We start from the raw sequence: 22,242 nt of genomic DNA, 5'->3' as shown, positions 1-22,242 counted from the left end.
TGTTATGGGGACTCAGGGCTTGATCAGCTTGGCGGCGATGGCCCGGGCGACCCTGGGGTCGACGAACTGGTGGATGTCGCCGCCATGCAGGGCCACCTCCTTCACCAGGCTCGAAGAGATGAAGGAGTTCTCCTCGGCCGGGGTGAGGAAGACGCTCTCGAGCTCCGGCATGAGGCGACGATTCATGTTGGCGAGCTGAAATTCGTATTCGAAGTCGGAGACGGCGCGCAGGCCGCGGATCAGCACGTTGGCGTTCTGCTCCCGGGCGAAGTTGACCAGCAGACCGGAGAAGCCCACCACCTTGACGTTGCCGAGATGGGCCGTGACTTCGCTGGCCAGGGCGACCCGTTCGGCCAGATCGAACAGCGGCCGCTTGCTCGGGCTGTTGGCCACCCCGACCACGACTTCATCGAACAGACTGGCGGCCCGCGCCACCAGATCGGTGTGGCCATTGGTGATGGGGTCGAAGGTCCCCGGATAGATAACCCTGGTGCTCATGTGATGACGTCCTGCAACCGGAAAATTGCTGGCATTATAAGGTCGTCGCTTGAGAATAGCAGTGCATCAGGCAAGAATACCCCATCGCGCATTCAGCCTTCCCGCCTTGGGTGTGGGGAGCAAAGGGATCTTTTATGAAACGCATTCTGGTTGTTCGCAATGACAAGATTGGTGACTTCATGCTGGCCTGGCCGAGCTTTGCCATGCTCAAGCGCTCCATGAACTGTCATGTGACGGCCCTGGTTCCCGGCTATACGGCGCCGCTGGCACGGCTCTGCCCCTGGATTGACGAGGTGATCCTGGATCCGGGCGCCCACGCCGACAAGGAGCAGCAGCGCGCCCTGCTGGCCCGCATCAAGGCGGCCGCCTTCGATGCGTCCATCTGCCTGTTCTCCAACACCCGCAACGCCAAGCTGGTGTGGAAGGCCCACATTCCCTACCGGCTCGCCCCGGCCACCAAGCTGGCCCAGGTGCTCTACAACCAGCGCCTGGTGCAGCGCCGCTCCCGCTCCCAGAAGCCGGAATATGAGTACAACCTCGATCTGATCCGTCATTTCCTGGCCGATCAGCAGGCGAGCGTGGTCGAGCCGCAGGCGCCCTATCTGGCGTTCGAGCCCCAGCTGCTGGCCAGGGTGCGTGCCGAGACCGCCAACAAGCTGGGTCTGGAGGTGACGCGCCCCTGGCTGATGGTGCATGCGGGCAGCGGTGGATCGGCCAACAACCTCTCCATTGCGCAATATGCCCGGCTCATCATCAAGCTCAACCAGGCCTGCCCCGAGTTGCAGTGCGTGCTGACCGCCGGGCCCGGGGAAGAGACCAAGGCCGAGCAGCTGGCGGCCGAGCTGTTGGCCCATGGCGGCAACGGCTGGATTTATCGTTCCGACGAGGGATTGCCCAAGTTCTGTCAGGTGCTGGCCAATGCCGCCCTGTTCATGGCGGGCAGCACGGGGCCGCTGCACATCGCGGCCGCCCTGGATGTCCCGACCGTGGGCTTCTTCCCGGCGCACCGCTCGGCCCGGCCGCTGCGCTGGCGCCCGCTCAACCAGGAGGGGCGCCACCTGGCATTCAGCCCCCCCGAGGACAGCGATCATCCCGAGGACATGAGTCAGCTCGATCCCAAGACCATGGCCGGCGCCATCGCGCACTGGGGCAGGGCGCTCTGGCAACCTGCCTGACGGGCGCAGCAGAAGGGCCCATGACGGGCCCTGAATGATGCTGCTTTTGAGGTCGTTCAGACCACTGGGTTTTCCCAGTCCTTCTTCGGCGGCTGCAACCGCTGCTGGCAGAAATAGGCCTGACGGATCAGCTTGGAGGCCATGGTGATGCCCAGCATGATGAGGCCGCGCTTGCCATCGAGGAAGGCGCGCTGACGAATGCCGTGGCGCCAGAGCACGTCGATGATGCACCAGATGAAGTCGTACCAGCGACCCCCCTTCATCTCGCGACCCACGGCGCGCTCGGCGTAGCGCTGGGCCCGCAGCACAGCGTCCTTGATGTCGGCATAGGAGTCGTGCCGACAGATGCCCTTGAGTTTGCCTACCTTGCCGTCCGTGACCAGCTTGTCGTGATAGAGGTCCATCTTGCCCTCCATCCGCCACTGATCGCTGCGCACCAGACGCAGACGCCACTCCGGCTGATACATGTGGTGGAGCCAGCCGCCGAGGAACCAGATCTTGCGCTGGAATTCCCAGGCGCTGATGGCGGGATCGTCCTCGCGCAGCACCCGCTCCATGTCGCTCCTGAGTTCGGGCTCAAGAGATTCGTCGGAGTCGAGCAGCAGGATCCACCTGGCCGGGGCGCACTGTTCCATGGCGAAGACCTTCTGCTTGAGCGGGCCTGGCCAGGGGCGTTCGATGACGATGCAGCCTCGTTCGGCCGCATATTCCCGGGTACCGTCGGTGGAGCCGGAGTCGACCACCACTATGCGTTGTGCCAGCCCCTGCACGCTATCGAGCACCATGGGCAGGCAGCGCATGCTGTTGAAGGTGGTCAGGGCCACCGCCAGGGTGACAGGTTGTTGTTGTTCCATGGAAATAACCGGCGAAGGAAGGTGAGCCACATTCTATCCTGATTCAAGTTTGGTGGGCAAAGTTTGACTTGCCGCTGGGGGTCACGGAAAATCGCCGATTATCCTTTGCTCGCTTGGCATGGGTTGTGCCGCTTTATGGCTGTTCAAGTCGATTTGTTGGCAGCCAAGATGATTTTTCATCCCGATACGGGGGTTACTCGCCCCTGTCGTGCTCCCTCTGTCTGCCAGGGGGCGGGTGGTTGCCGCGCCGGGCGGGCCGATCGGTGACTCACCGAGTGACCGACGTTATTCCTTGATGAGATGATGCATGAACTCCAAGCGTTTCGTATTTGTGATTGAAGATTTGTATGGTGGTGGCGCGCAAAAGTCTCTCATCAACACGGCGGAAGGGCTGCGTCAGCGCGGCCACAGGGTGACGGTCTTCATACTGCGCGACCTGATCGAACATCGTCTGCCGCCTGAGCTGGAGGTGATCAACCTGGCCCTGGTCAATGGGGTCACCAAGGCCCTCTCCAATGTGCTGGTCGAAAAATGGCAAGCCTGGCGTATCGCCCGGGCCATCCGTCGCCTCGCGCCGGATGTGGTGCTCTCCTGCTCCTGTGACAAGATCACCCGCCACCTCGATCACCCCAACCTCTGGTTCTGGGTGAAGAGCAACATGCTCGCCTCCCGCTATACCCCCAAGGCCAAGGCCAAGGCCAAGGCGAAGCTGCAGCGCTTCTATAACGGCCGCAAGGTGATCGGCTGCTCCCAGGGGGTGGTCGAGGGCCTGTTGCAGGATGCCGAACTCACCCCGGAGCGGATCCTCGCCATCTACAACCCCTACGAGCGGGAAGGCTTCGTGCGCATGGCCGCCGAGCCGGCCGACCTGCCCGCCGGGGACTATCTGATCAATGTGGGCACCTTCGAGCATCGCAAGCGCCACGACCGGCTGCTGCGGGCCTACCGGGCCAGCGGGGTGCAGACGCCCCTGCTGCTGCTGGGCAAGGGCAAGCCGGAGGAGGAGGCCAGGGTGCGGGGGCTCATCGACGAGCTCGGCCTGACATCCAGGGTGATACTGCCCGGCTACCAGACCAATCCCTATCCCTACATCAAGCACGCCAAGGCGCTGATCCTCACCTCGGATGGGGAGGGGTTGCCAAGGGTACTGATCGAGTCGCTTTTCCTCGGCACCCCGATCGTGAGTGTCGATTGTCCGTCCGGCCCCAAGGAGATACTGAGTGGCGAGCTGGCCGCCTTCCTGGTGCCGCTGCAAGACGAGGTGGCCCTGGCCGATGCCATCGCCCGCATGGATGCCGCCCCCGTCACCATCACGGCGGATTACTACCAGCCCTTCCTCGCCGAGAGCGTTTTGCCTCAATTTGAGGCCTTGTCATTGCCGCAGCGAGCCACACCTTGAATACAAACATCATCAAACGCCTGGATGGACAATGGGGTGGGGGAGAGGAGGCTGGCTTGTCTCCTTACCTGAGGGGCCTGGGTGTCGCCTGCCTGCTGATCTATGCCCTCTGCCGCATCTGGTTTGGCGGGGTCGGCAAGGCGATGGAGGTGGGGTTTCTGGCCATGACCCTGTTGCTGATGCTGACCTCCCACAGGCGCATGGCCCTCGATACCTACTTCAAGTTTGTCCTGCTGGCGGTGCTGGTGCAGCTGATCCCCTGGTGCCTGGGGATGCTGGCGCCGACCGTCATCTCCAGCCCGAATCCCCACCTCGATCGACTGACCAAGATCTTCTTCTTCTTCGCCACCGCCGTGCTGCTGGCGGGCAGGTTGCGCAACGTCTTCTGGCTGTGGGGCATAGCCGCGCTGGGGCTCCTGTTCGCCGTGCTGAGTTCGTCCGCTGACTGGCAGGCGTGGCAAAAGGGCATGGCGGGGGTGAGGGTCGATTTTGGCATCCGCAATGCCCAGCATGTGGCCATGTATTTCGGCACCCTGATGCTCGGCTGCCTCTGCTTCAGCCAGCGCTGGCTGGCGGCCGGCCCGCGGCTCTGGTGGCGACTGCCGCTCTGGCTAGGCACCCTGGCGGTGGCGGCGCTGGGGATCATGGTGACCCAGACCCGGGCTATCTTTCTGGCCATCTTCATGGCCCTGCTGCTGGCCCTGGTGTTCTGGGTCTGGCTCAAGCGTCCCCGCTGCTGGCTGCTCGGCCTGCTGCTCGCGGCCACGGCCCTGCTGTGCGTGACCCTGGGGGAGCGTGGCATCGCCCACGTGGAGCAGCGCTACGAGCAAGAGGCTCCGGTCATCCAGCAACTGCTGCGTGGCGACTGGGACGACATCCCCTACACCAGCGTCGGGATCCGGGCCAACACCTGGAAGGTGGCCGCCGAGAAGATCCTGGAGCGGCCCTGGTTCGGCTGGGGCTCCCAGGCCCGCAGCCGGGTGCTGGCCCACTCCGATGCCCTGCCTGACTGGGTCAAGCAGCAGTTTGGCCATCTGCACAACTATTTCCTCGAGGTGCAGCTCAGTTACGGCCTGGCCGGAACCCTGCTGCTGGTGGCCCTGGCCGGGGCCATTGGTCGGGATTGCTGGCTGAGCTGGCGGGTGGGCCTAATGCCGACTGATGTGCTGGTATTCGGTTTTTGCTTCTTCGTGTTCTGGGTCATCGTCAACAACTTCGAGTCTTACATGTCGTTTGGCACGGGCACCTTCGTGTTCAACATCATAGTCGGGGGCCTGGTGACCCTCTGCTGGCGCCGCCGCTATCCCCGCGGTCTGGCGGATGCGGCCAGATGAAGCGCATTCTCATCATATTGCGCCGCCTGCAACAAGGAGGCATAGAGCAGGCAAGCATCACCCTGGCCAATGCCATGGCTGCACAGGGCCATGAGGTGCATATCTGGGTGTTGCGCGGGGATGCCAGACTGAGCCCGGATCCCGCCGTGCAACTGCACGCCGGGGGCGACATTGAGCGTGACGCCAGGCGTGGCCTGGCCGGGCTGGGCTGGGATCTGCTGGGGCGAGGCCTGCTCAGGCATCTGCTGCCGGGATCTGGATTCGTCTGGACTGGCTGGCGCACCAGCGCCCTGGCCAGAGAGCGGATCGCCGAGATGGAGACCCGATTCGGCTCCTTCGATCAGATCCTGATCCGGGGCCAGGGGGCGTTCGAACTGTTGTGGGGTCTGCGCGACCCCCGCTGCTGGCAGCTGGTGGAGGGGCCCTCCTCCAAGCTCAGGGGTTATCGCCTCGGTGGCTGGCTCACCGCCAAGCTGTTTCAGGACAAGCAGGTGATCTGTGTCTCCCACGGCATCGCCAGGGTGCTGCAGCAGACCCTGTCCCACTTCTCGGTGCGACCGGCCCGTCAGGCGGTGATCCACAATGGTGTCCCCCTGGCACGGGTGCGCCAGCTGGCGCAGTCTGCTCCCGACCCCGTGATCGAGGGCCCCTTCCTGGTGCATGTGGCGCGGTTGGTACCGGTCAAGGACCAGGGCCTGCTGCTGCGGGCATTCAAGCGGGCGCAGCTGGAGTGCAAACTGGTGATCATCGGCGAGGGTAGCGAGCGTGCCGCCCTGGAGCGGCAGGTGTCGTCTCTGGGGCTGGCTGGCAGGGTGATCCTGCTGGGCCACAGGGACAATCCCTATCCCTGGGTCGCCCGTGCCGAGGCCTTCGTGCTCAGCTCCCGCACCGAGGGGCTGGGGCTGGTGCTGATTGAAGCGCTCGCCTGCGGCACCCAGGTGGTGGCCACGGATGTGCCCGGTGGCATCCGCGAGGTGCTGATCGAGGAGCAGACCCGCCTGCTGGCGCCAGCCGATGAGGTCGCCCTGGCCGCCAAGATGGGTGAGGCGCTGGCCGACCCGGTCCGGATCCAGCCTCACTGGGTCGAGCGGTTCGATGATGGCGAGATAGCCAGGCGTTTCCTCGCCCTCATTCAGGATTAAATCATGACGACACAGGATCATTGCTATCCCCTGGCCCCGAGCTGGGTTTCCCCCGTCAAGCTGTCGCCGGATGGCAGGCTGGATGTGGCCACTCCCGGTGAGCTGACCCAGCACACCCTGTTGCTGGAATTTGGCTATGAGGCGACCCACAAGCGGCGCCAGGGGTGCCTGCGCATCGACGCCGACAGCGTCGGCAGTGAGCAATATTTCGAAGCGAACCAGCGGGGCAGGCGCTTTCTCAACCTGACGGGTCTGGGCGAGCTGGATCGGGTGCGACTGCGGGGCATCGACTGCCGCTGGCAGGAGCAGGCCCGGCTGCTGGCCTTCGCCAATCCGGCGCTGGCGGATGGCCCTGTGCTCATCCTCTCCCCCCATCCGGACGATGCCGAGCTGGCCGCCTTCGGGCTCTACAGCGACCATGCCGAACGCAGCTGGATAGTGACCCTGAGTGCAGGGGAGAAGCTCGGTCGGCTGGATCGCCAATACATCCCGGGTCTGGACGCGGATCTGCCGAGCGCCTCGGCGCGCAAGGGGATGATCCGGGCCTGGAACAGCGTGACGACCCCGCTGCTGGCCGGGGTGAGTGCCGCCCGTCTGTTCTGCCTGGGCTATTTCAACGACAGCCTGGCAAGGCTGGTGGCCGACCCGGAGGCCAGGGTGGCCCATGGTCAGCTGCCTGCGCTGACCCCGGCGCCGTTTCGGCGCTGGAATCCCCGGCCGTTGCCGGGAGATGAGCAGCCAGGCAACCAGGGGGCGCTGCTGTTGGCCGATCTGGCGGCCCTGCTGACCCAGATCAGACCCAGTACCGTGCTGGTGACCCATCCCGAAGTGGACCCCCATGGGGATCATGTGGCCACGGCCCGTGCCCTGGCCCTGGCGATCCGGCGCAGCGGCCAGGTGCCGGCCCGGGTGCTGCTCTATGCCAATCACCTGCGCCGGGTCCATGATTTCCCCTATGGACCCGAGCATGCGGGCACCACGCTGCCGCCCTGGCAGCAGGAGACCTCGCCGCTGGGGCCCTGGCGCTGCTACAGCCACCCGTTGTCGCTGGCACGCCAGAAGGAGAAGGTGGTGGCCATGGAGACGATGCACGACCTGCACGCCAAGGACAGGCTGGAGAAACGGTTCAAGCGCTGGTGGGGGCGCACCGTCAGACGGGATGGGTATCATCACTATGGTCTGCACAGCTATTTTCAGACCCATATCAAGGCCCATGAGGTGTTCAGCTGGGTGGCCGGCGAAGACTTCGTGAGAGGCGTGTTGCAAGACGCAGGAACAGAACAAGCATGAAGATATTGGTGATCGGCCCCTCCTGGGTCGGCGACATGGTGATGTCCCAGAGCCTCTACAAGGCGATCAAGGCCAACCACCCCGGCTGCGAGCTGCACGTGATGGCGCCGGCCTGGTGCGGCGCCCTGCTCGCGCGCATGCCGGAGGTGGACAAGGCGGTGCCCATGCCCCTCGGCCACGGTGACTTCAAGCTGGGAGAGCGGCGCCGGCTCGGCAAGCAGCTGGCCGCCGAGCAGTACGATCAGGCCATCATCCAGCCCAACTCCTTGAAGTCGGCGCTCATCCCCTGGTTTGCCAGGATACCGGTGCGAACCGGCTGGAAGGGGGAGCATCGTTTCGGCCTGCTCAACGACCTGCGCAGCAACAAATCCGCCTTCCCGCTGATGGTGGAGGCCTATCTGGCCCTGGCGTACCCCAAGGCGCAGATGAAGAGCCGGGCCGATATCCCGGCCATTCCCCACCCGGCCCTGAATGTGGATCTCATCAACCAGAGCAAGGCGCTTGAGCGACTCGGACTGGATAACGCCCGCCCCGTGCTGGTGCTCTGTCCCGGGGCCGAATTCGGCCCCGCCAAGCGCTGGCCGGAGCGCCACTACGCGGCCGTGGCCCAGATCCGGCTCGACGAGGGCTGGCAGGTGTGGATCTTCGGCTCCGGCAAGGATGTGGAGGTGGCCAACCAGATCCGGGCCAGCCTCAACCCCCGCAGCCAGAGTCACTGCCATGTGCTGGCAGGCAAGACCAGCCTGCATGAGGCGATCGACCTGATGGCCCTGGCCCGCCAGGTCATCTCCAACGACTCGGGCCTGATGCACATCGCCGCTGCCCTGAACCGGCCGCTGATCGGCGTCTATGGCTCCACCTCGCCGCTCTATACGCCGCCTCTGGCGGACAGGGTCGAGATAGTGCACACCGACATAGAGTGCCGCCCCTGCTTCAAGCGCACCTGCAAGTTCGGCCATCTGAAATGCCTCAACGATCTGCCGCCCGAGCAGGTGATCGAGGCCGGCAAGCGACTGGAGCTGGGCGATTGATGGGCTATCGACTGCTCTATAACTTCTTGATCCATTTGGGCTTGCCCCTGGCGCTGCTGGCGCTCTACCGGCCCAGGCGTGGCAAGCCCGGGTTCGGGGCGCGCTGGCGCGAGCACCTGGGGCGGGCACCTGCCACCGGGCAGGAGGCGCCGCTCTGGATCCACGCGGTCAGTGTGGGGGAGACCCTCGCCATCAGCCCGCTGATCCGGGCCCTCAAGGCCGAGCGCCCGGATCTGCCGATCCTGCTCACCACCACCACCCGCACCGGCGCCGAACAGGCGGCCAGGCTCGGCGATCTGGTGATGCATCGCTACGCCCCCCTCGACTATCCCTGGGCCGTCTCAAAGTTTCTGACCACCTTCAAGCCTCGCGCGCTCTGGGTGATGGAGACCGAGCTGTGGCCGAACTGGCTGGCGGCCTGCGAGGCATGCCACCTGCCGGTGACCATCATCAATGCCCGGCTCTCGGAACGCTCCTGCGGGCGTTACCGCCGCTTCCAGGGGGCCTTCGATGCCCTGAGTCGCCCCCTTGGCCTGCTGCTCTGCCAGCATCAGGATGACGCGGATCGCTTCCATCGACTCGGCATCGGCCGTGAACGGCTGGCGGTGACCGGCTCCATCAAGTTCGACATCGAGTTCGGTGACGAGGTGCTGAGCAAGGGGCTAGCCCTGCGCCAGGCGCTGGGCCGGGATCGACCGGTCTGGATCGCCGCCAGCACCCATCAGGGAGAGGATGAGCAGGTACTGGCCGCCTTCGATCGGGTGCGGCTTAGCCATCCCTCGGCCTTGCTGATCCTGGTGCCCCGCCATCCGGAACGTTTCGATCGGGTGGCCGAGCTGTGCGCCCCTTACGGCTGCGTGCGGCGCAGCGGCGGCGACCCGATCCGCGAGGAGGACGGCGTCTATCTGGGGGACACCATGGGCGAGTTGCCGTCGATGCTGGCGGCGGCCGATGTGGCCTTCATGGGGGGCAGCCTGGTCGGTGTGGGTGGCCACAACCTGCTGGAGCCCGCGGCGCTGGGCAAACCTTGCCTGACGGGGCCTCACTATTTCAATTTCAGCGACATCACTCGCCAGCTGGTGGCCCAGGGCGGCGCCATCGTGGTGGCACGCAGCGACGAGCTGGGGGAGAAGGTGAGCACCCTGCTGGCCGATGAGCACGAGCGTCGCGAGCGGGGGGAGCAGGCCCGCGCCGTGGTGCTGCGCAATCAGGGGGCGCTGGCTCGCACCCTGTCCCGTTGCCTGGACGGGCTCGACTGAATTGCCCGGCCGGGAGTCCGCCCATCGTGCACTGGCGAGCCCCATTTTTCTGGATAGACTTTGAGAGCGGGTGCACTGTCCAAGGAGAATGAGCATGGGTGGACACAAGCCGGATTACGAGCTCGACGATGACTGGGAGCCGGAATCCTGGGAGGAGCAGCTGGAGGAGCTGGACGACGACAGTTGGCAGTTTGACGACGACTTCGACGACCAGTGAGGCCAGACGGTAAACAAATCAGGCGGGCCAAGGGCCCGCCTGATTTGTTGGTGGTGGGTGAAAACCGGGCTTGGTGGCGGGAGACTGGCTCGCTAGAATGAAAGCCCGAATGACGCTCAAGGATCAAGATGCGCCCATTACTCATGCTCTGCGTCGCCGCTCTGCTCGGCGGCTGCGTCTCCAACTCGGACGACCCGTGCGAGCAACCCTGGGACGGGGTGGGGGAAGCCGATGGCAAGCTGGGATTCACCGCCCAGCGGGTCGAATTTCACCAGACCCGCTGTGGCGACAGGGTCGATGATGCCTTGTGGTCACAGGGCCACCAGAAGGGGCTCGCCTGGTACTGTCGTCCCGAGCACCTCTATCTGGCCGGTCGCTCCGGGGAGGAGTATCGCGGTGTCTGTCCCAACGATGCCCAGGCGCGCAAGCTGTTTGCCCAGGGTAGGCAGGGGTGGACGGATCAGTAGCCCGGCCTGGTCAGCTGGTCAGCTGGTCAGGGCAATCCGCATCCGCTGGCGGCGAGTCACTTCTCCTTGAGCCGCAAGGGCTGGCAGAGGTAAGCCTTGTCGTTGGCGCTGCGGGCGCATTTGCCACAGACGAACTTGGGCTTGCGTACTATCTTGCGCAGCGTCTTGAGATCGAACGGGATCTCGTGGCGGCGCCATTCACACAGGGTTTTGTTGCCCATCCGCGTCGATCACCTTGGCTTATGACTTCGCCGTATTCTAATCAATTTGCATTGCGAATACAGGCGCCGACCTCACTGATAGAGGTACTTGGTGAAGATCAGTTCCTTGACCGCCTTCTTGCCGGTTTCGCGCACCAGCAGTTCATTGACTCTGGCCTCGCACTCCTTGCGCAGCTCTTCACGACTGGCGAGGGACTTGATCTGCTCCGCTGTCTTGCTGCCCATCAGGCGGATGATGGCGTCGCGGATCAGGGGATCGTGCACTTCCAGCAGCTTGAGGTCCCCGTGATTGTCGGCCATCAGCTCGACCGTGACCCTCACATAGCCCAGGGTCTTACCCTCGCTGAGATAGTTGGTGATGATGTCGGGCTCCATCGGGTGGTAGGCGACCCCATCCTGCTGGGTCGTGGCATCGGCGGCGGGGTCTGCCGCCCAGACCGGGCTGGCCAGGAGGGCGAGCAGCAAGGGGACGAGCTGGCGAACGCGTTGCGATACATTGGGCATGGTAGGGACTCAGACTGGTGAGATGCCCCATTTTTGATGTTGGCCGCTGGGGCGTCAAGCACGGATTTCCTTACATTTTTCGATCGATTTACCGATAATAAGCCCGATTTTAACCTGATGACGGAACTCTCTGGATGGTGATGCGGTGAAATCCGAGCTGACTGTTCCCCTCACGCGGACCAGTGACTGGTTGCTGCCTGCGCTGGCCGAGCCACCGGCGCGACTCGCGCCCTGGCTGCTCGACGCGGGCTCCATGACGGCGCGCCTGCGCCGCCACAACCACCACTTCTCTCTCGAGCTGCTTGGTCACCACCTGCAAGGGCTGGCCCCGGACGAACAGGGCCTGCTGGGGGTCGATGCCGGCCTGCGACGGGAGGTGTTGCTGCATGGCGATAACGGGCCCGCAGTACTGGGATGGACCCTGTTTGCCGAGGCGGCGCTGACGGGGGCTGGGCTGGATCGGCTGGGGGATCAGCCCCTGGGAGAGCGCCTCTTCGGCGCGGCTCCCGCCCGGCGGGATGGCCTGCAACTGGCCCGTTTCACGTTGACGGATGCACAGGACCAACCACTGTCGCTCTGGGGGCGGCGCTCGCGCCTCTATCTCAATGGCTGGCCCCTGCTGGTGCACGAGGTGCTCTTGCCCGGCCTCGTGCTGACCGATCTCCCCTCACCGTCGTGGCTGGATTGAGCCAGGAACCACAATAGCGTGGGATCCTGGCGCGCCTATCGCCGTTTCTCTTGATATTCCAGTTTAAAACAAGGAGTTGCTGTGACTGTATTGACCAAGGAGCGTGGGCTGGCCTATGTCCAGCTGGCACGGATAGACAAGCCGATCGGCACCCTGTTGCTGCTCTGGCCCACCCTGTGGGCGCTCTGGCTGGCGGCCGGGGGCGTGCCGGCGCTCGGCACCCTGCTGGTGTTCGTGGTAGGGGTCTTCTCCATGCGTTCGGCGGGGTGCGTCATCAACGACTACGCGGATCGTCATTTCGATGGTCATGTGAAGCGCACCGCGGGGCGGCCCCTGCCCATGGGCAAGGTGAGCCCGAGGGAGGCGCTGGCACTGTTTGCCGTGCTGGCACTGCTCTCCTTTGCCCTGGTGCTGACCCAGAATGCGCTGACCATAGCCCTGTCGTTCGCCGCCCTGGTGCTGGCGGTCTGCTACCCCTTCATGAAGCGCTTCATCCCCATCCCCCAATTGGTGCTGGGTCTGGCCTTCTCCTGGTCGATCCCCATGGCCTATGCGGCGGCGGCCAATGCCTTGCCCCCGGCGGCCTGGCTCATCTTCCTGGCCAATGTGCTGTGGACCATCGCCTATGACACCCAGTACGCCATGGTGGACAGGGATGATGATCTCACGCTCGGCATCAAGTCGAGTGCCATCCTGTTTGGCCGTTTCGACAAGTTGATCATCGGCCTGCTGCAGCTGGCAACCCTGCTGATCCTGTTGGGAACAGGCCAGCTGATGACGCTGGGGGCCAGTTATTACTGGGGCCTGCTGGGTGCCGCCGTCCTGTTCGTTTACCAGCAGCGGCTCATCCGGGAGCGGCAGCGGGAGGCCTGCTTCCAGGCCTTCCTGAACAACAACTATGTCGGGGCCCTGGTGTTTGCCGGGCTGGTACTGCATTACTGGTAACCGGCCGGTTGCGCCATCTCGATGCCAGGGCCGCAGGATGCGGCCCTGGTCGTTTCTGACGGATGCTCGCGTGGATGGGCTGCAAGAGGCAGACTGGCGGGTGATAGGAGCATCAATGAAACAGGGCCCCGTGCTGGGGCCCTGTTTCATTGGCTGGCATGATCAGCCTGGCTGCCGGTTGCCCGCCTGTATGGTGCGGCGGATCTTGTTGCTCAGCAGCGGCACTATGTTGTCGGCCAGGGCCTGGAAGCGGCCGAGATCCGGCTTGCAGCCCGGATCCAGGTAACCTTCGCTGCGCAGGGTGTGGATCAGGGTGCTGAACAGCTTGGGGTCGAAGAACTCGGGAGCATTGATGCCGTGCAGGGTGCCGAGGCGCTCCGCCATCATCAGGCCGTCCGCCTCCAGCTGCTCCGCCTCTATGTGGGGCTGGGCCAGCATGCGGGTCAGCACGATGGCGTAGCGTTGCAGTGTCTCCTGGATGCTCTCGGCCAGCAGCAGCAGGCGCATCTGGTTGCCCGGATTGACCCAGTAGCCGCCATCGCGCGCCTCGATCAGCTGCTGGCGTTGCAGCTCGGCCAGCAGGGCATCGACCAGCTCCGGCAGTTCCTCCTCTTGGTAGCGAAGGAACAGCTCTGTCTTGAGCAGCGGGTAGATGTCGACGCAGCGGGCGACGATCTCGCCGCGGGAGATCCCCTCGCAGCGCTCAATCAATGCCGCCACCAGGGAGGGCAGGGCGAACAGGTGCAGTATGTTGTTGCGGTAATAGGTCAACAGGATCGCCTGATAGCGGTCCAGGCTGATGATCTGGCCCAGCTTGTCCTCGCTCACCTCGAACTTGTTGAGCTCCATCGCCTGATCCAGCAGATCCTTGGCGTTGTCCTGGGGCAGCGTGCTCCGCTCGCTGTAGGGCACCTGCTTGAGCAAATCCAGATAGGTGTTGATCTGGGCCTGCAGCTCGTCCCGGGTCAGGGCATGGCGCTCGGCGGCCAGCAGTGCCAGGGCGCTCAGGGTCAGGCCGTTGACGGCGGCGGCATCGTTGATCCGGGTCATCAGCAGCTCGGCCAGCTGGTTGACGGTGCCCGCCATCCACTCGGGGCGCTCCTCCTCGCCGATGTGCTCCTTCCAGGTCGGCACGTGTTCGTTGAGGTAGCCGTTGAGAGTCAGCGGCTCGCCGAAGTTGACGAAGCCGCGGCCATAGTTGCGCAGCTTGCGCAATATGCCGAGCACCTGCAGGAAGCTCTCCTTCTCCTTGCGGCTGCCCTTGAGCTCGTTGTGGTAGGTGTTCACCTCCATCACGTGCTCGTAGCCCAGATAGACGGGGACCAGGGTCACCGGCCTGTCCAGTCCGCGCATCATGGCCTGCAAGGTCATCGCCAGCATGCCGGTCTTGGGTGGTAGCAGACGGCCGGTGCGCGAGCGGCCCCCTTCGGTGAAGAACTCCACCGAATAGCCCTTGGCAAACAGCAGGTTGAGGTATTCGCGAAAGACGGTGCTGTAGAGCGGATTGCCCTTGAAGGTGCGGCGGATGAAGAAGGCGCCACCGTGGCGGAAGATGGGGCCCGCCGGCCAGAAGTTGAGGTTGATGCCTGCCGCTATGTGGGGCGGCACCATGCCCTGGTGATAGATGACATAGGAGAGCAGCAGGTAGTCCATGTGGCTGCGATGGCAGGGGACGTAGACGATCTCGTGTCCCTCCTGCGCCAGCTGGCGCACCTGTTCGGCGCCGTTGACCGAGAGGCCGCGATAGAGCTTGTTCCACAGCCAGCCGAGGAAGCTCTCACCGAGCCGGATCAGCCGGTAGGAGAAGTCGGAGGCGATCTCGTCCATGTAGTCATGGGCACGCTTCTGGGCCTTCTCCAGGCTGATGCCCTCGCGCCCGGCCTCTTCCTCTATGGCCTGCTGGATCACGCCGGAATCGAGCAACTGCCTGAACAGCAGGGTGCGGTTGGGCAGCTTGGGACCGGTGGCCGCCAGCTGCTGGCGGCTGAAGTGAATGCGTGCCACCCGCGCCAGCTTGTGGGCGATGGCCTGATCCGTGCCGTGCTTGTCCGCCATGTGGCGCAGGGAGAGCGGCGGGGAGAAGCGCACCAGGTTCTCGCGCCCCTTGAGGATGACGATGAGCGCCTTCTTGAGGCGGTTCGGCGCCAGGCTGCTGATGATGTTCCAGCCGGAGGCCTCCTCCCCTTCCCGGCCCGGGGCGCGGCCCCAGAACAGGGTGACGGGGACCATCTGCACATCCAGATCGGCATCCAGCTTGTGCAAGTCCAGCAGTTGCTGAAACTCCTGCAGGAAGGGGAGCGGCTTGCTGCGTGAGCCGAACAGGGGGGGCGGCCGATCGAGGCAGACGTAGCGTGGCACGGTTCTGCCCCCCAGTTCGAGCGGGGTGAAGGGACCCGGCAGACCGAGATCCTCGCAGCACTGCTGCAGTGTCATCAGGTCGGTGATCGAACTGGTCTTCAGGGCATAGACGATGGGTCTGGCCGGATCCAGCTTGAGCTCTGTGATGGGATTTTCCGGCAGGCTCTTGTGATTGACCAAGCCGCTGACCGGCCACTGCAGTATGGCTCTGGAAATACTCTGCCCGAGGGACATGTGCGTCTGCTCTCCAAAAAAATGCGGCGTGAGCATAGCAAATCACGCAGGGCTTGTCGCCGAGAGGTACGATGAGTCCGCCGATGAGGGCCGGAGCAGGGTTATTTTGGCCTCGCCTGCGACAATTGTCAGTCGAGCCTTGCCTTGGTCAGCACACTGTATATACTGCCAGTGTGCTGTATAAAAAGACAGGTGCCAATCTTATGAAACCCCTCACTCCCCGCCAGGCTCAGGTTCTTGATCTCATCAAGGTCAACATGAGCGAGACCGGTATGCCGCCGACCCGCGCCGAGATCGCCCAGAAGCTTGGGTTCAAATCCGCGAATGCGGCCGAAGAGCACTTGAAGGCGCTGGCCAAGAAGGGGGCCATCGAGATCCTGCCGGGCACCTCGCGGGGCATCCGTCTGCTGCTCGACGAGGTTGAGGAGGCTGCCAACGAAGATCAGGGGCTGCCCCTCATCGGCAAGGTGGCGGCCGGCGAGCCCATCCTGGCCCAGGAACACATCGAGAGCCACTATCAGGTGGATCCTGCGCTGTTCCATCCGCGAGCGGATTTCCTGCTGCGGGTGCAGGGCATGAGCATGAAGAACATCGGCATCATGGACGGGGATCTGCTGGCGGTGCACAAGACCCAGGAGGTGCGCAACGGTCAGGTGGTGGTGGCACGGCTCGATGAGGATGTCACCGTCAAGCGTTTCCAGCGCAAGGGCAGCCAGGTCTGGCTGTTGCCGGAAAACGAAGAGTTGCAGCCTATCGCCGTCGACCTGGCGAGCCAGCATCTCACCATAGAAGGACTGGCCGTCGGCGTGATCCGCAACGCCGACTGGATGTGATTGAGGCCCCTCGCGGGGCCTTTTTATTCCCTGCTGTTTTTTCAATTTATTTCTTAACACTTTTTTCACACATTCTCATTTGCTGCTTTACTTAGCCTGTTGATTGGCACGCAAGACCAATCTCGGGGAAGAGACGCCCGGCAGGGCAGCGCTAACAATGGGGGGCAGAGTGAAAAGAGTCCTGATTACTCTCTCAATCTTTCTGTGTGTCTGGAGCGAGTCATCGCTCGGCAACAGCATGCGCTTCAACATGACGGAGGGGGTCAGCGCCGTCAGTCGCAACGTGTACGACCTGCACATGACCATACTCATCATCTGTGCCCTGATAGGCTTGCTGGTGTTTGGGGTCATGTTTTGGGCCATCTGGCATCATCGGCAGGACAAGGGGGCGCAGGCTGCCCACTTCCACGAGAGCACCCGGGTCGAGATCCTCTGGACCCTGATCCCTTTCCTCATTCTCATCGGCATGGCCGTACCCGCCACCCGCACCCTGATCGCCATGGAAGATACCAGCGATGCCGACCTGACGGTGCAGATAACGGGGTCCCAATGGAAATGGCATTACCGCTATTTCGACGACGGTGTCGAGTATTACAGCCTGATGGCCACGCCTCAGGCGCAGATAGACAACAAGCGCCGCAAGGGGGAGAACTATCTGCTCGAGGTGGATCGCCCTCTGGTGCTGCCCACCGGCAAGAAGGTGCGCTTTCTCATCACCTCCCAGGATGTGATCCACTCCTGGTGGGTGCCGGCCTTTGCGGTGAAGAAGGATGCCAACCCCGGGTTCATCAATGAGGCCTGGACCCGCATCGATCACCCCGGCCTCTACCGGGGTCAGTGTGCCGAGCTTTGCGGCAAGGGGCACGGCTTCATGCCCATCGTGGTGATCGCCAAGCCGGAGGCCGAATTCAACCAGTGGCTGAGCAAGACGCGGGCCGAGCAGCTGGCGGCCAAGGAGCAAGAGCAGAAGCTGCTCTCGATGACCATGAGCCGGGATGAGCTGATGGCGCTCGGCGAGAAGGTCTATCTTGGCCACTGCTCCGCCTGCCACATGGCCAACGGGCAAGGGGTTCCGGGCGCTTTCCCCGCCCTCAAGGGCAGCCAGATCGCGCTGGGTCCCAAGGCGGGACACCTGGATATTGTGCTCAACGGCAAGGCGGGCACGGCCATGCAGGCCTTCGCCAAGCAGCTCAGTTTGCAGGAGCTGGCGGCGGTCATCACCTATGAACGCAACGCCTGGGGCAATGACAAGGGTGACGAGGTTCAGGCCAAGGATGTCGACGCCTTCCTCAAGGGCAAATCCATGTAGGAGAGAGCAAGATGAGTGTCGTCACGGATCTCGATCATCAGGCAGAGCATGGCCATCAGCCCAGAGGCTTGTTGCGCTGGTTGCTGACCACCAACCACAAGGACATCGGCACCCTCTATCTCTGGTTCAGCTTCATCATGTTTCTGACCGGCGGCGCCATGGCCATGGTGATCCGTGCCGAGCTGTTTCAACCCGGCTTGCAGCTGGTCGACCCCGGCTTTTTCAACCAGATGACCACGGTACATGGCCTGATCATGGTGTTTGGCGCCGTCATGCCCGCCTTTACCGGGCTGGCGAACTGGATGATCCCCATGATGATAGGGGCGCCAGACATGGCATTGCCGCGCATGAACAACTGGAGTTTCTGGATCTTGCCGTTCGCCTTCCTGATCCTGTTCGGCACCCTGTTCACCGAAGGGGGCGGCCCCAATTTCGGCTGGACCTTCTACGCCCCTCTCTCCACCCACTACTCCCCGGACAGCACGGCGCTGTTTGTCTTCTCCATCCATATCATGGGGATCAGCTCCATCATGGGGGCCATCAACGTCATCGTCACCATCTGCAACCTGAGGGCACCAGGCATGACCTGGATGAAGCTGCCCCTGTTTGTCTGGACCTGGCTGGTGACCGCCTTCCTGTTGATCGCCGTCATGCCGGTGCTGGCGGGGGTGGTGACCATGGTGCTGACCGACAAGTATTTTGGCACCAGCTTCTTTGATGCCGCAGGGGGCGGGGATCCCGTCATGTTCCAGCATATTTTCTGGTTCTTTGGTCACCCCGAGGTCTACATCATGATCCTGCCGAGCTTTGGCATCATCTCGGCCATTGTCCCCACCTTCTCCCGCAAGCCGCTGTTCGGTTACAGCTCCATGGTCTACGCCACCGCCTCGATCGCCGGCTTGAGCTTCCTGGTATGGGCCCACCACATGTTCACCACGGGGATGCCGGTGTTTGCCGAGCTGTTTGTCATGTATTGCACCATGCTGATCTCGGTGCCCACCGGCGTGAAGGTGTTCAACTGGGTAGCCACCATGTGGCGAGGCTCCCTCAGCTTCGAGCTGCCCATGCTGTTTGCCATCGCCTTCATCGTGTTGTTCACCATGGGTGGCTTCTCCGGCCTCATGCTGGCCATCACACCGGCGGATTTCCAGTATCACGACACCTACTTCGTGGTGGCCCACTTTCATTACGTCCTGGTGACGGGAGCCGTCTTCTCCATCATGGCAGCGGCCTACTACTGGCTGCCGAAGTGGACTGGCCATATGTATGACGAACGACTCGGCCAGTGGCACTTCTGGTGTTCCGTCATCTCGGTCAACGTCTTGTTCTTCCCGATGCATTTTCTCGGCTTGGCGGGCATGCCGCGGCGGATCCCCGACTATTCCATCCAGTTCGCCGATGTGAACGGCATCGTCAGCCTGGGCGGTTTCGCGTTTGGTCTGTCCCAGCTCATCTTTCTCTACCTGGTCATCAAGTGCATCCGCGGTGGCAAGGCGGCCGCGGCCAAACCCTGGGATGGGGCCCATGGTCTGGAGTGGGAGGTTCCCTCGCCAGCCCCCTATCACACCTTCACCACCCCGCCAGAGGTGAAGTGACATGCACGCTCGGCTCACCCTCAAACTGGTACTGGCCACCCTGCTGATGTTCGGTTTCGGGTATGCCCTGGTGCCACTGTATGACGTCCTGTGCCGGATCACGGGGATCAATGGCAAGACGGCGTCCGTGGCCGCCACTGCCGCGACGGGCGAGATAGACAGCAGCCGCACCGTGACGCTGGAGCTGGTGGCCTATCCCTTCCCTGGGTTCGAGGGCAAGTTTGCCCCCGTGGTGCAGCGCATCAAGGTGCACCCGGGCGAGCTGAGCCGCACGCACTTCAACGTTGAAAACGCGGCCGACAGTGCACGTGTGTTGCAGGCGGTGCCCTCCGTCACGCCGGGGATCGGCGCCCGCTATCTGCACAAGACGGAGTGTTTCTGCTTCCAGCAGCAACATCTGGCGATCGGGGAGCAGGCCCAGTTGCCCTTGTACTTCTATGTCGATCAGGCGCTGCCGGCCGAGCTGCATACCCTGACCCTATCCTACACCCTGTATGACGTGACCAAGGCGGCGGGCCAGGGCGGCCAAAATGGTTGAACTTACCCCGGGCAAGGGGATCGAGAGTCCGGTATCGGAGGCGAGAATGGCGAACGATTCGAGATACTATGTGCCAGCGCAGAGTCCCTGGCCCATCATGGGGGCGGTTGGCTTGTTCCTGATGGCATCGGGAGCCGGCATGCTGATCAGCCATGGCAACCCCGGGGGCTGGCTCCTGCTGGCGGGAGCCCTGACTCTCACGGGCATGCTGTTTGGCTGGTTCGGCCATGTCATCCACGAGTCGATGAGCGGGCTGTACAGCCCACAGATGGACAGATCCTTTCGCCAGGGGATGAGCTGGTTCATCTTCTCCGAGGTCATGTTCTTCGGTGCCTTCTTCGGGGCACTCTTCTATGCACGGGTGCTGTCAGTACCCTGGCTGGGGGGAGAACATCTGCACCATCTGAGCACTCACCAAGTGCTCTGGCCCGACTTCAAGGCCATCTGGCCACTGGTGACCACTCCGGGTGGGAGCCAGACCGAGGCCATGCCCTGGCAAGGCCTGCCCCTTATCAATACCCTGCTGCTGCTCAGCTCGTCGGTGACCTTGCAGCTCGCTCACCAGGCCCTGGAGCGGGGCCATCGCAACAGGGTCAAGCTGTTGCTTGGCAGCACCGTACTGCTCGGCCTCCTCTTTCTGTCATTGCAGGTGCTTGAGTATTACCACGCTTATACCGAGATGGGGTTGACCCTCAAATCCGGCATCTATGGCAACACCTTCTTCATGCTGACCGGCTTCCACGGCATGCATGTCTTCCTGGGTACCCTGATGCTGGCCATCATGTGGCTCAGGGTCATGAAGGGACACTTCAATGCGCATCACCACTTTGCCTTCCTGGCGAGCGCCTGGTACTGGCATTTTGTTGACGTGGTTTGGCTCTGCCTGTTTGTTTTCGTCTATATCCTTTAGAGAGTGATCAGAAAGGTGAGGGATTGAGGGTCAGCAGGCCGCTCATCATGGCCAGCAAGAGCAATATGACCAGCAGCACGGAGAAGATCACTCTGCGCCCCAGGTAGTGGCTCGCCGGCAGGTGAGTCTGGCCCCTGACGAGTTGATACAGGGCCCTGAACAGGGAAATCAGTACCATGGCGAGCAGCAATACAATAAGGAGTTTGATGATCATGGGCGTCACTCTAAGGGTAATGCCATGATTATAGGCGGTTTTGCAGGGGCAAAAGGCAGGGTTGGCCTGCTGGTGCTGGCCTTGACCATGGGGTTGCTCATGGCCTGGCTGGGCAGCTGGCAGTTGACTCGTGCAGCGCAAAAGCGCCAGCTGCTTGACCAGGGTCAGCAGCGTGGCCAGCTTGAACTGAGTCTGCAGGACCTGTTGGTCAAGGAGGACAGGTATGGCTATCAGCTCTCACTGGAAGGGGGATTCGCCCCAGGGCTTACCCTCTTCCTCGATAACCAGGTTTATCAAGGGCAGCCGGGTTACCAGGTTTTACGCCCTCTGGTTACGGCACAGGGGTTATTGCTGGTCGATCTGGGTTGGGTGCCCCAAGGAGAAGATCGTCAGGTTATACCAGCTGTTTCGCAACCGGCAGGAGAGTACCGAATTCGAGGACGGGTGGCGCGCCCCTATCATCCCCCTCTGCGTCTCGGCGGCCCAGAGGAAGAGTGGCCAACGCGAGTCCAGGCGATAGACACCGCCTGGCTGACCGAACGGTGGCAGCGGCCGGTACTCCCCTTTGTCCTGATATTGGAGGAAGGCGGCCCTTGGCCCGACCTGGTGCGTCACAAGCCGGGTAACCCCATGACCCCCGAGCGCCACATCGGTTATGCCGTGCAGTGGTTTGCCATGACCCTGACCCTGGCGGGTCTCACGCTCTGGTGGTGGCGCAAGGCGTCCTCCCATGACGATGACAAGGAGGTTGAATGAAGATGATGCCGTTGCTCGGTCTGGTGCTGGTCTTTCTGGCCTCTCCCACGATCGCCTGGCTGGTGCTGAACCAGCACTGGTTCGAAGGTGGGGTGACGGCGAAAGGGGAGTGGGTAGAGGGGCAGGTTCCCCAACAGGGTCGCTGGCATATGCTCATGCCCACGCAGGCGGTGTGTGATGCCCGTTGTGAGGCCGGGCTCTTCCTGCTGCATCAGAGCTGGTTGGCGCTTGGCCAGGAGCGGGAGCGGGTGGTGCCCATGCGCCTGGGCGGCGAGAGCGGCGACCCGTTGATCCAGGCGGCGGAGAATCAGAGCGGCCTGGTCCAGGGGTTCATCTATATCGCCGATCCCCAGGGACGGCTGATACTGCGCTACCCCATCGTTCTGGAGGCGGGAGGGGGCCTTGCGGCCGGGGAGGCATTGCTGGCAGACCTTCGCAAGCTATTGAAGTTATCAAGGATCGGATAATAAC

General features: G+C 63.1%; 24 protein-coding genes. 18 read left to right on the top strand and 6 right to left on the bottom strand.

Translation table 11 applies throughout. The annotated features are described in order from the left end of the window. Nucleotides 1-12 precede the first annotated feature (12 nt). On the bottom strand, nucleotides 13-498 hold the full coding sequence (gene coaD, locus ACLHZ1_RS15870) for a pantetheine-phosphate adenylyltransferase (RefSeq protein ID WP_427262865.1): 486 nt from the start codon (nucleotides 496-498) through the stop codon (nucleotides 13-15). Between the two features lie 134 nt (nucleotides 499-632). On the opposite strand from coaD, the gene ACLHZ1_RS15865 reads away from it, so the two are divergent. Continuing rightward, nucleotides 633-1,673: a glycosyltransferase family 9 protein gene (locus ACLHZ1_RS15865; RefSeq protein WP_427262864.1), complete on the top strand. Its 1,041-nt coding sequence runs from the start codon at nucleotides 633-635 to the stop codon at nucleotides 1,671-1,673. A gap of 56 nt (nucleotides 1,674-1,729) precedes the next feature. Here ACLHZ1_RS15865 and ACLHZ1_RS15860 read toward each other — a convergent pair whose 3' ends face one another. Continuing rightward, the gene (locus ACLHZ1_RS15860) at nucleotides 1,730-2,527 is read right to left on the bottom strand and encodes a glycosyltransferase family 2 protein (protein ID WP_111874932.1); all 798 of its coding nucleotides are present in this window, start codon (nucleotides 2,525-2,527) and stop codon (nucleotides 1,730-1,732) included. Nucleotides 2,528-2,834: 307 nt separating this feature from the next. On the opposite strand from ACLHZ1_RS15860, the gene ACLHZ1_RS15855 reads away from it, so the two are divergent. From ACLHZ1_RS15855 to ACLHZ1_RS15820, 8 genes are all read left to right on the top strand, one after another. Then, complete coding sequence (locus ACLHZ1_RS15855) at nucleotides 2,835-3,926, top strand: glycosyltransferase (RefSeq protein ID WP_427262863.1); 1,092 nt, start codon at nucleotides 2,835-2,837, stop codon at nucleotides 3,924-3,926. A 56-nt stretch (nucleotides 3,927-3,982) separates the two neighbouring features. Continuing rightward, a complete protein-coding gene (locus tag ACLHZ1_RS15850; RefSeq protein ID WP_427262862.1) occupies nucleotides 3,983-5,260 on the top strand; it encodes an O-antigen ligase family protein in 1,278 nt (425 codons plus the stop codon). Continuing rightward, nucleotides 5,257-6,402, top strand: a complete 1,146-nt coding sequence (locus ACLHZ1_RS15845) for a glycosyltransferase (protein WP_427262861.1) — start codon at nucleotides 5,257-5,259, stop codon at nucleotides 6,400-6,402. The genes ACLHZ1_RS15850 and ACLHZ1_RS15845 overlap by 4 nt, the downstream gene beginning before the upstream one ends. Before the next feature lie 3 nt (nucleotides 6,403-6,405). Further along, entirely contained in the window at nucleotides 6,406-7,692 is a 1,287-nt protein-coding gene (locus tag ACLHZ1_RS15840) for a PIG-L deacetylase family protein (protein WP_427262860.1), read from the top strand. After that, nucleotides 7,689-8,723: a lipopolysaccharide heptosyltransferase II gene (waaF, locus tag ACLHZ1_RS15835; protein ID WP_427262859.1), complete on the top strand. Its 1,035-nt coding sequence runs from the start codon at nucleotides 7,689-7,691 to the stop codon at nucleotides 8,721-8,723. Before ACLHZ1_RS15840 ends, waaF begins: the two co-directional genes overlap by 4 nt. Further along, the gene (gene waaA / locus ACLHZ1_RS15830) at nucleotides 8,723-9,982 is read left to right on the top strand and encodes a lipid IV(A) 3-deoxy-D-manno-octulosonic acid transferase (RefSeq protein WP_427262883.1); all 1,260 of its coding nucleotides are present in this window, start codon (nucleotides 8,723-8,725) and stop codon (nucleotides 9,980-9,982) included. The genes waaF and waaA overlap by 1 nt, the downstream gene beginning before the upstream one ends. Before the next feature lie 94 nt (nucleotides 9,983-10,076). Continuing rightward, on the top strand, nucleotides 10,077-10,199 hold the full coding sequence (locus tag ACLHZ1_RS15825; protein ID WP_408797494.1) for a hypothetical protein: 123 nt from the start codon (nucleotides 10,077-10,079) through the stop codon (nucleotides 10,197-10,199). Between the two features lie 128 nt (nucleotides 10,200-10,327). Continuing rightward, nucleotides 10,328-10,666, top strand: coding sequence for a DUF2799 domain-containing protein (locus ACLHZ1_RS15820; protein WP_427262858.1), 339 nt, complete (start codon nucleotides 10,328-10,330; stop codon nucleotides 10,664-10,666). Nucleotides 10,667-10,722: 56 nt separating this feature from the next. On the opposite strand, the gene ACLHZ1_RS15815 is transcribed toward ACLHZ1_RS15820, so the two are convergent. Then, nucleotides 10,723-10,887, bottom strand: a complete 165-nt coding sequence (locus tag ACLHZ1_RS15815) for a hypothetical protein (protein ID WP_408797490.1) — start codon at nucleotides 10,885-10,887, stop codon at nucleotides 10,723-10,725. A 72-nt stretch (nucleotides 10,888-10,959) separates the two neighbouring features. Beyond that, nucleotides 10,960-11,391, bottom strand: coding sequence for a flagellar basal body-associated FliL family protein (locus ACLHZ1_RS15810; protein ID WP_427262857.1), 432 nt, complete (start codon nucleotides 11,389-11,391; stop codon nucleotides 10,960-10,962). 145 nt (nucleotides 11,392-11,536) lie between these two features. On the opposite strand from ACLHZ1_RS15810, the gene ACLHZ1_RS15805 reads away from it, so the two are divergent. Both ACLHZ1_RS15805 and ubiA read left to right on the top strand, forming a co-directional pair. Next, the gene (locus ACLHZ1_RS15805) at nucleotides 11,537-12,079 is read left to right on the top strand and encodes a chorismate--pyruvate lyase family protein (protein WP_427262856.1); all 543 of its coding nucleotides are present in this window, start codon (nucleotides 11,537-11,539) and stop codon (nucleotides 12,077-12,079) included. An 81-nt stretch (nucleotides 12,080-12,160) separates the two neighbouring features. Further along, complete coding sequence (gene ubiA, locus ACLHZ1_RS15800) at nucleotides 12,161-13,024, top strand: 4-hydroxybenzoate octaprenyltransferase (protein ID WP_427262855.1); 864 nt, start codon at nucleotides 12,161-12,163, stop codon at nucleotides 13,022-13,024. A gap of 162 nt (nucleotides 13,025-13,186) precedes the next feature. On the opposite strand, the gene plsB is transcribed toward ubiA, so the two are convergent. After that, a complete protein-coding gene (gene plsB / locus ACLHZ1_RS15795; RefSeq protein ID WP_427262854.1) occupies nucleotides 13,187-15,616 on the bottom strand; it encodes a glycerol-3-phosphate 1-O-acyltransferase PlsB in 2,430 nt (809 codons plus the stop codon). A gap of 203 nt (nucleotides 15,617-15,819) precedes the next feature. Here plsB and lexA point away from each other — a divergent pair, with 203 nt between their 5' ends. From lexA to ACLHZ1_RS15770, 5 genes are all read left to right on the top strand, one after another. Further along, on the top strand, nucleotides 15,820-16,449 hold the full coding sequence (gene lexA / locus ACLHZ1_RS15790) for a transcriptional repressor LexA (RefSeq protein ID WP_408797481.1): 630 nt from the start codon (nucleotides 15,820-15,822) through the stop codon (nucleotides 16,447-16,449). Nucleotides 16,450-16,618: 169 nt separating this feature from the next. Continuing rightward, on the top strand, nucleotides 16,619-17,758 hold the full coding sequence (gene coxB, locus ACLHZ1_RS15785; protein ID WP_427262853.1) for a cytochrome c oxidase subunit II: 1,140 nt from the start codon (nucleotides 16,619-16,621) through the stop codon (nucleotides 17,756-17,758). A gap of 11 nt (nucleotides 17,759-17,769) precedes the next feature. Next, the gene (gene ctaD / locus ACLHZ1_RS15780; RefSeq protein WP_427262852.1) at nucleotides 17,770-19,353 is read left to right on the top strand and encodes a cytochrome c oxidase subunit I; all 1,584 of its coding nucleotides are present in this window, start codon (nucleotides 17,770-17,772) and stop codon (nucleotides 19,351-19,353) included. A 1-nt stretch (nucleotide 19,354) separates the two neighbouring features. Beyond that, the gene (locus ACLHZ1_RS15775) at nucleotides 19,355-19,891 is read left to right on the top strand and encodes a cytochrome c oxidase assembly protein (protein WP_427262851.1); all 537 of its coding nucleotides are present in this window, start codon (nucleotides 19,355-19,357) and stop codon (nucleotides 19,889-19,891) included. Then, nucleotides 19,884-20,801, top strand: coding sequence for a cytochrome c oxidase subunit 3 (locus ACLHZ1_RS15770; RefSeq protein WP_427262850.1), 918 nt, complete (start codon nucleotides 19,884-19,886; stop codon nucleotides 20,799-20,801). Before ACLHZ1_RS15775 ends, ACLHZ1_RS15770 begins: the two co-directional genes overlap by 8 nt. A gap of 7 nt (nucleotides 20,802-20,808) precedes the next feature. Here ACLHZ1_RS15770 and ACLHZ1_RS15765 read toward each other — a convergent pair whose 3' ends face one another. Next, a complete protein-coding gene (locus ACLHZ1_RS15765) occupies nucleotides 20,809-21,015 on the bottom strand; it encodes a DUF2909 family protein (RefSeq protein ID WP_041997493.1) in 207 nt (68 codons plus the stop codon). A 24-nt stretch (nucleotides 21,016-21,039) separates the two neighbouring features. Here ACLHZ1_RS15765 and ACLHZ1_RS15760 point away from each other — a divergent pair, with 24 nt between their 5' ends. Together ACLHZ1_RS15760 and ACLHZ1_RS15755 are read left to right on the top strand one after the other, a co-directional pair. Then, nucleotides 21,040-21,771 carry an SURF1 family protein gene (locus ACLHZ1_RS15760; protein WP_427262849.1) on the top strand — a complete coding sequence of 244 codons (732 nt, stop codon included), beginning with the start codon at nucleotides 21,040-21,042 and terminating at the stop codon, nucleotides 21,769-21,771. Continuing rightward, nucleotides 21,768-22,238 carry a hypothetical protein gene (locus tag ACLHZ1_RS15755; protein ID WP_427262848.1) on the top strand — a complete coding sequence of 157 codons (471 nt, stop codon included), beginning with the start codon at nucleotides 21,768-21,770 and terminating at the stop codon, nucleotides 22,236-22,238. Before ACLHZ1_RS15760 ends, ACLHZ1_RS15755 begins: the two co-directional genes overlap by 4 nt. Nucleotides 22,239-22,242: the final 4 nt, after the last annotated feature.

It is taken from the genome of Aeromonas sobria, assembly GCF_050266975.1.
GTDB classification, from domain to species: domain Bacteria; phylum Pseudomonadota; class Gammaproteobacteria; order Enterobacterales; family Aeromonadaceae; genus Aeromonas; species Aeromonas sobria_B.
Note: the sequence above shows the minus strand (reverse complement) of the source record. Positions and strands in the feature narration are given on the sequence as shown.

Bases quoted from the DNA above. Each gene is read 5' to 3' on its own strand.
- ACLHZ1_RS15755 (WP_427262848.1), top strand. From the start codon at position 21,768: ATGAAGATGATGCCGTTGCTCGGTCTGGTGCTGGTCTTTCTGGCCTCT.
- ACLHZ1_RS15815 (WP_408797490.1), bottom strand. From the start codon at position 10,887: ATGGGCAACAAAACCCTGTGTGAATGGCGCCGCCACGAGATCCCGTTC.
- lexA (WP_408797481.1), top strand. From the start codon at position 15,820: ATGAAACCCCTCACTCCCCGCCAGGCTCAGGTTCTTGATCTCATCAAG.
- ACLHZ1_RS15860 (WP_111874932.1), bottom strand. From the start codon at position 2,527: ATGGAACAACAACAACCTGTCACCCTGGCGGTGGCCCTGACCACCTTC.
- ACLHZ1_RS15810 (WP_427262857.1), bottom strand. From the start codon at position 11,391: ATGCCCAATGTATCGCAACGCGTTCGCCAGCTCGTCCCCTTGCTGCTC.
- waaA (WP_427262883.1), top strand. From the start codon at position 8,723: ATGGGCTATCGACTGCTCTATAACTTCTTGATCCATTTGGGCTTGCCC.
- ACLHZ1_RS15825 (WP_408797494.1), top strand. From the start codon at position 10,077: ATGGGTGGACACAAGCCGGATTACGAGCTCGACGATGACTGGGAGCCG.
- ACLHZ1_RS15760 (WP_427262849.1), top strand. From the start codon at position 21,040: ATGATTATAGGCGGTTTTGCAGGGGCAAAAGGCAGGGTTGGCCTGCTG.
- plsB (WP_427262854.1), bottom strand. From the start codon at position 15,616: ATGTCCCTCGGGCAGAGTATTTCCAGAGCCATACTGCAGTGGCCGGTC.
- coaD (WP_427262865.1), bottom strand. From the start codon at position 498: ATGAGCACCAGGGTTATCTATCCGGGGACCTTCGACCCCATCACCAAT.
- ACLHZ1_RS15765 (WP_041997493.1), bottom strand. From the start codon at position 21,015: ATGATCATCAAACTCCTTATTGTATTGCTGCTCGCCATGGTACTGATT.
- ACLHZ1_RS15865 (WP_427262864.1), top strand. From the start codon at position 633: ATGAAACGCATTCTGGTTGTTCGCAATGACAAGATTGGTGACTTCATG.
- ACLHZ1_RS15820 (WP_427262858.1), top strand. From the start codon at position 10,328: ATGCGCCCATTACTCATGCTCTGCGTCGCCGCTCTGCTCGGCGGCTGC.
- ACLHZ1_RS15775 (WP_427262851.1), top strand. From the start codon at position 19,355: ATGCACGCTCGGCTCACCCTCAAACTGGTACTGGCCACCCTGCTGATG.
- ctaD (WP_427262852.1), top strand. From the start codon at position 17,770: ATGAGTGTCGTCACGGATCTCGATCATCAGGCAGAGCATGGCCATCAG.
- ACLHZ1_RS15845 (WP_427262861.1), top strand. From the start codon at position 5,257: ATGAAGCGCATTCTCATCATATTGCGCCGCCTGCAACAAGGAGGCATA.
- ACLHZ1_RS15770 (WP_427262850.1), top strand. From the start codon at position 19,884: ATGGTTGAACTTACCCCGGGCAAGGGGATCGAGAGTCCGGTATCGGAG.
- ACLHZ1_RS15855 (WP_427262863.1), top strand. From the start codon at position 2,835: ATGAACTCCAAGCGTTTCGTATTTGTGATTGAAGATTTGTATGGTGGT.
- ACLHZ1_RS15840 (WP_427262860.1), top strand. From the start codon at position 6,406: ATGACGACACAGGATCATTGCTATCCCCTGGCCCCGAGCTGGGTTTCC.
- waaF (WP_427262859.1), top strand. From the start codon at position 7,689: ATGAAGATATTGGTGATCGGCCCCTCCTGGGTCGGCGACATGGTGATG.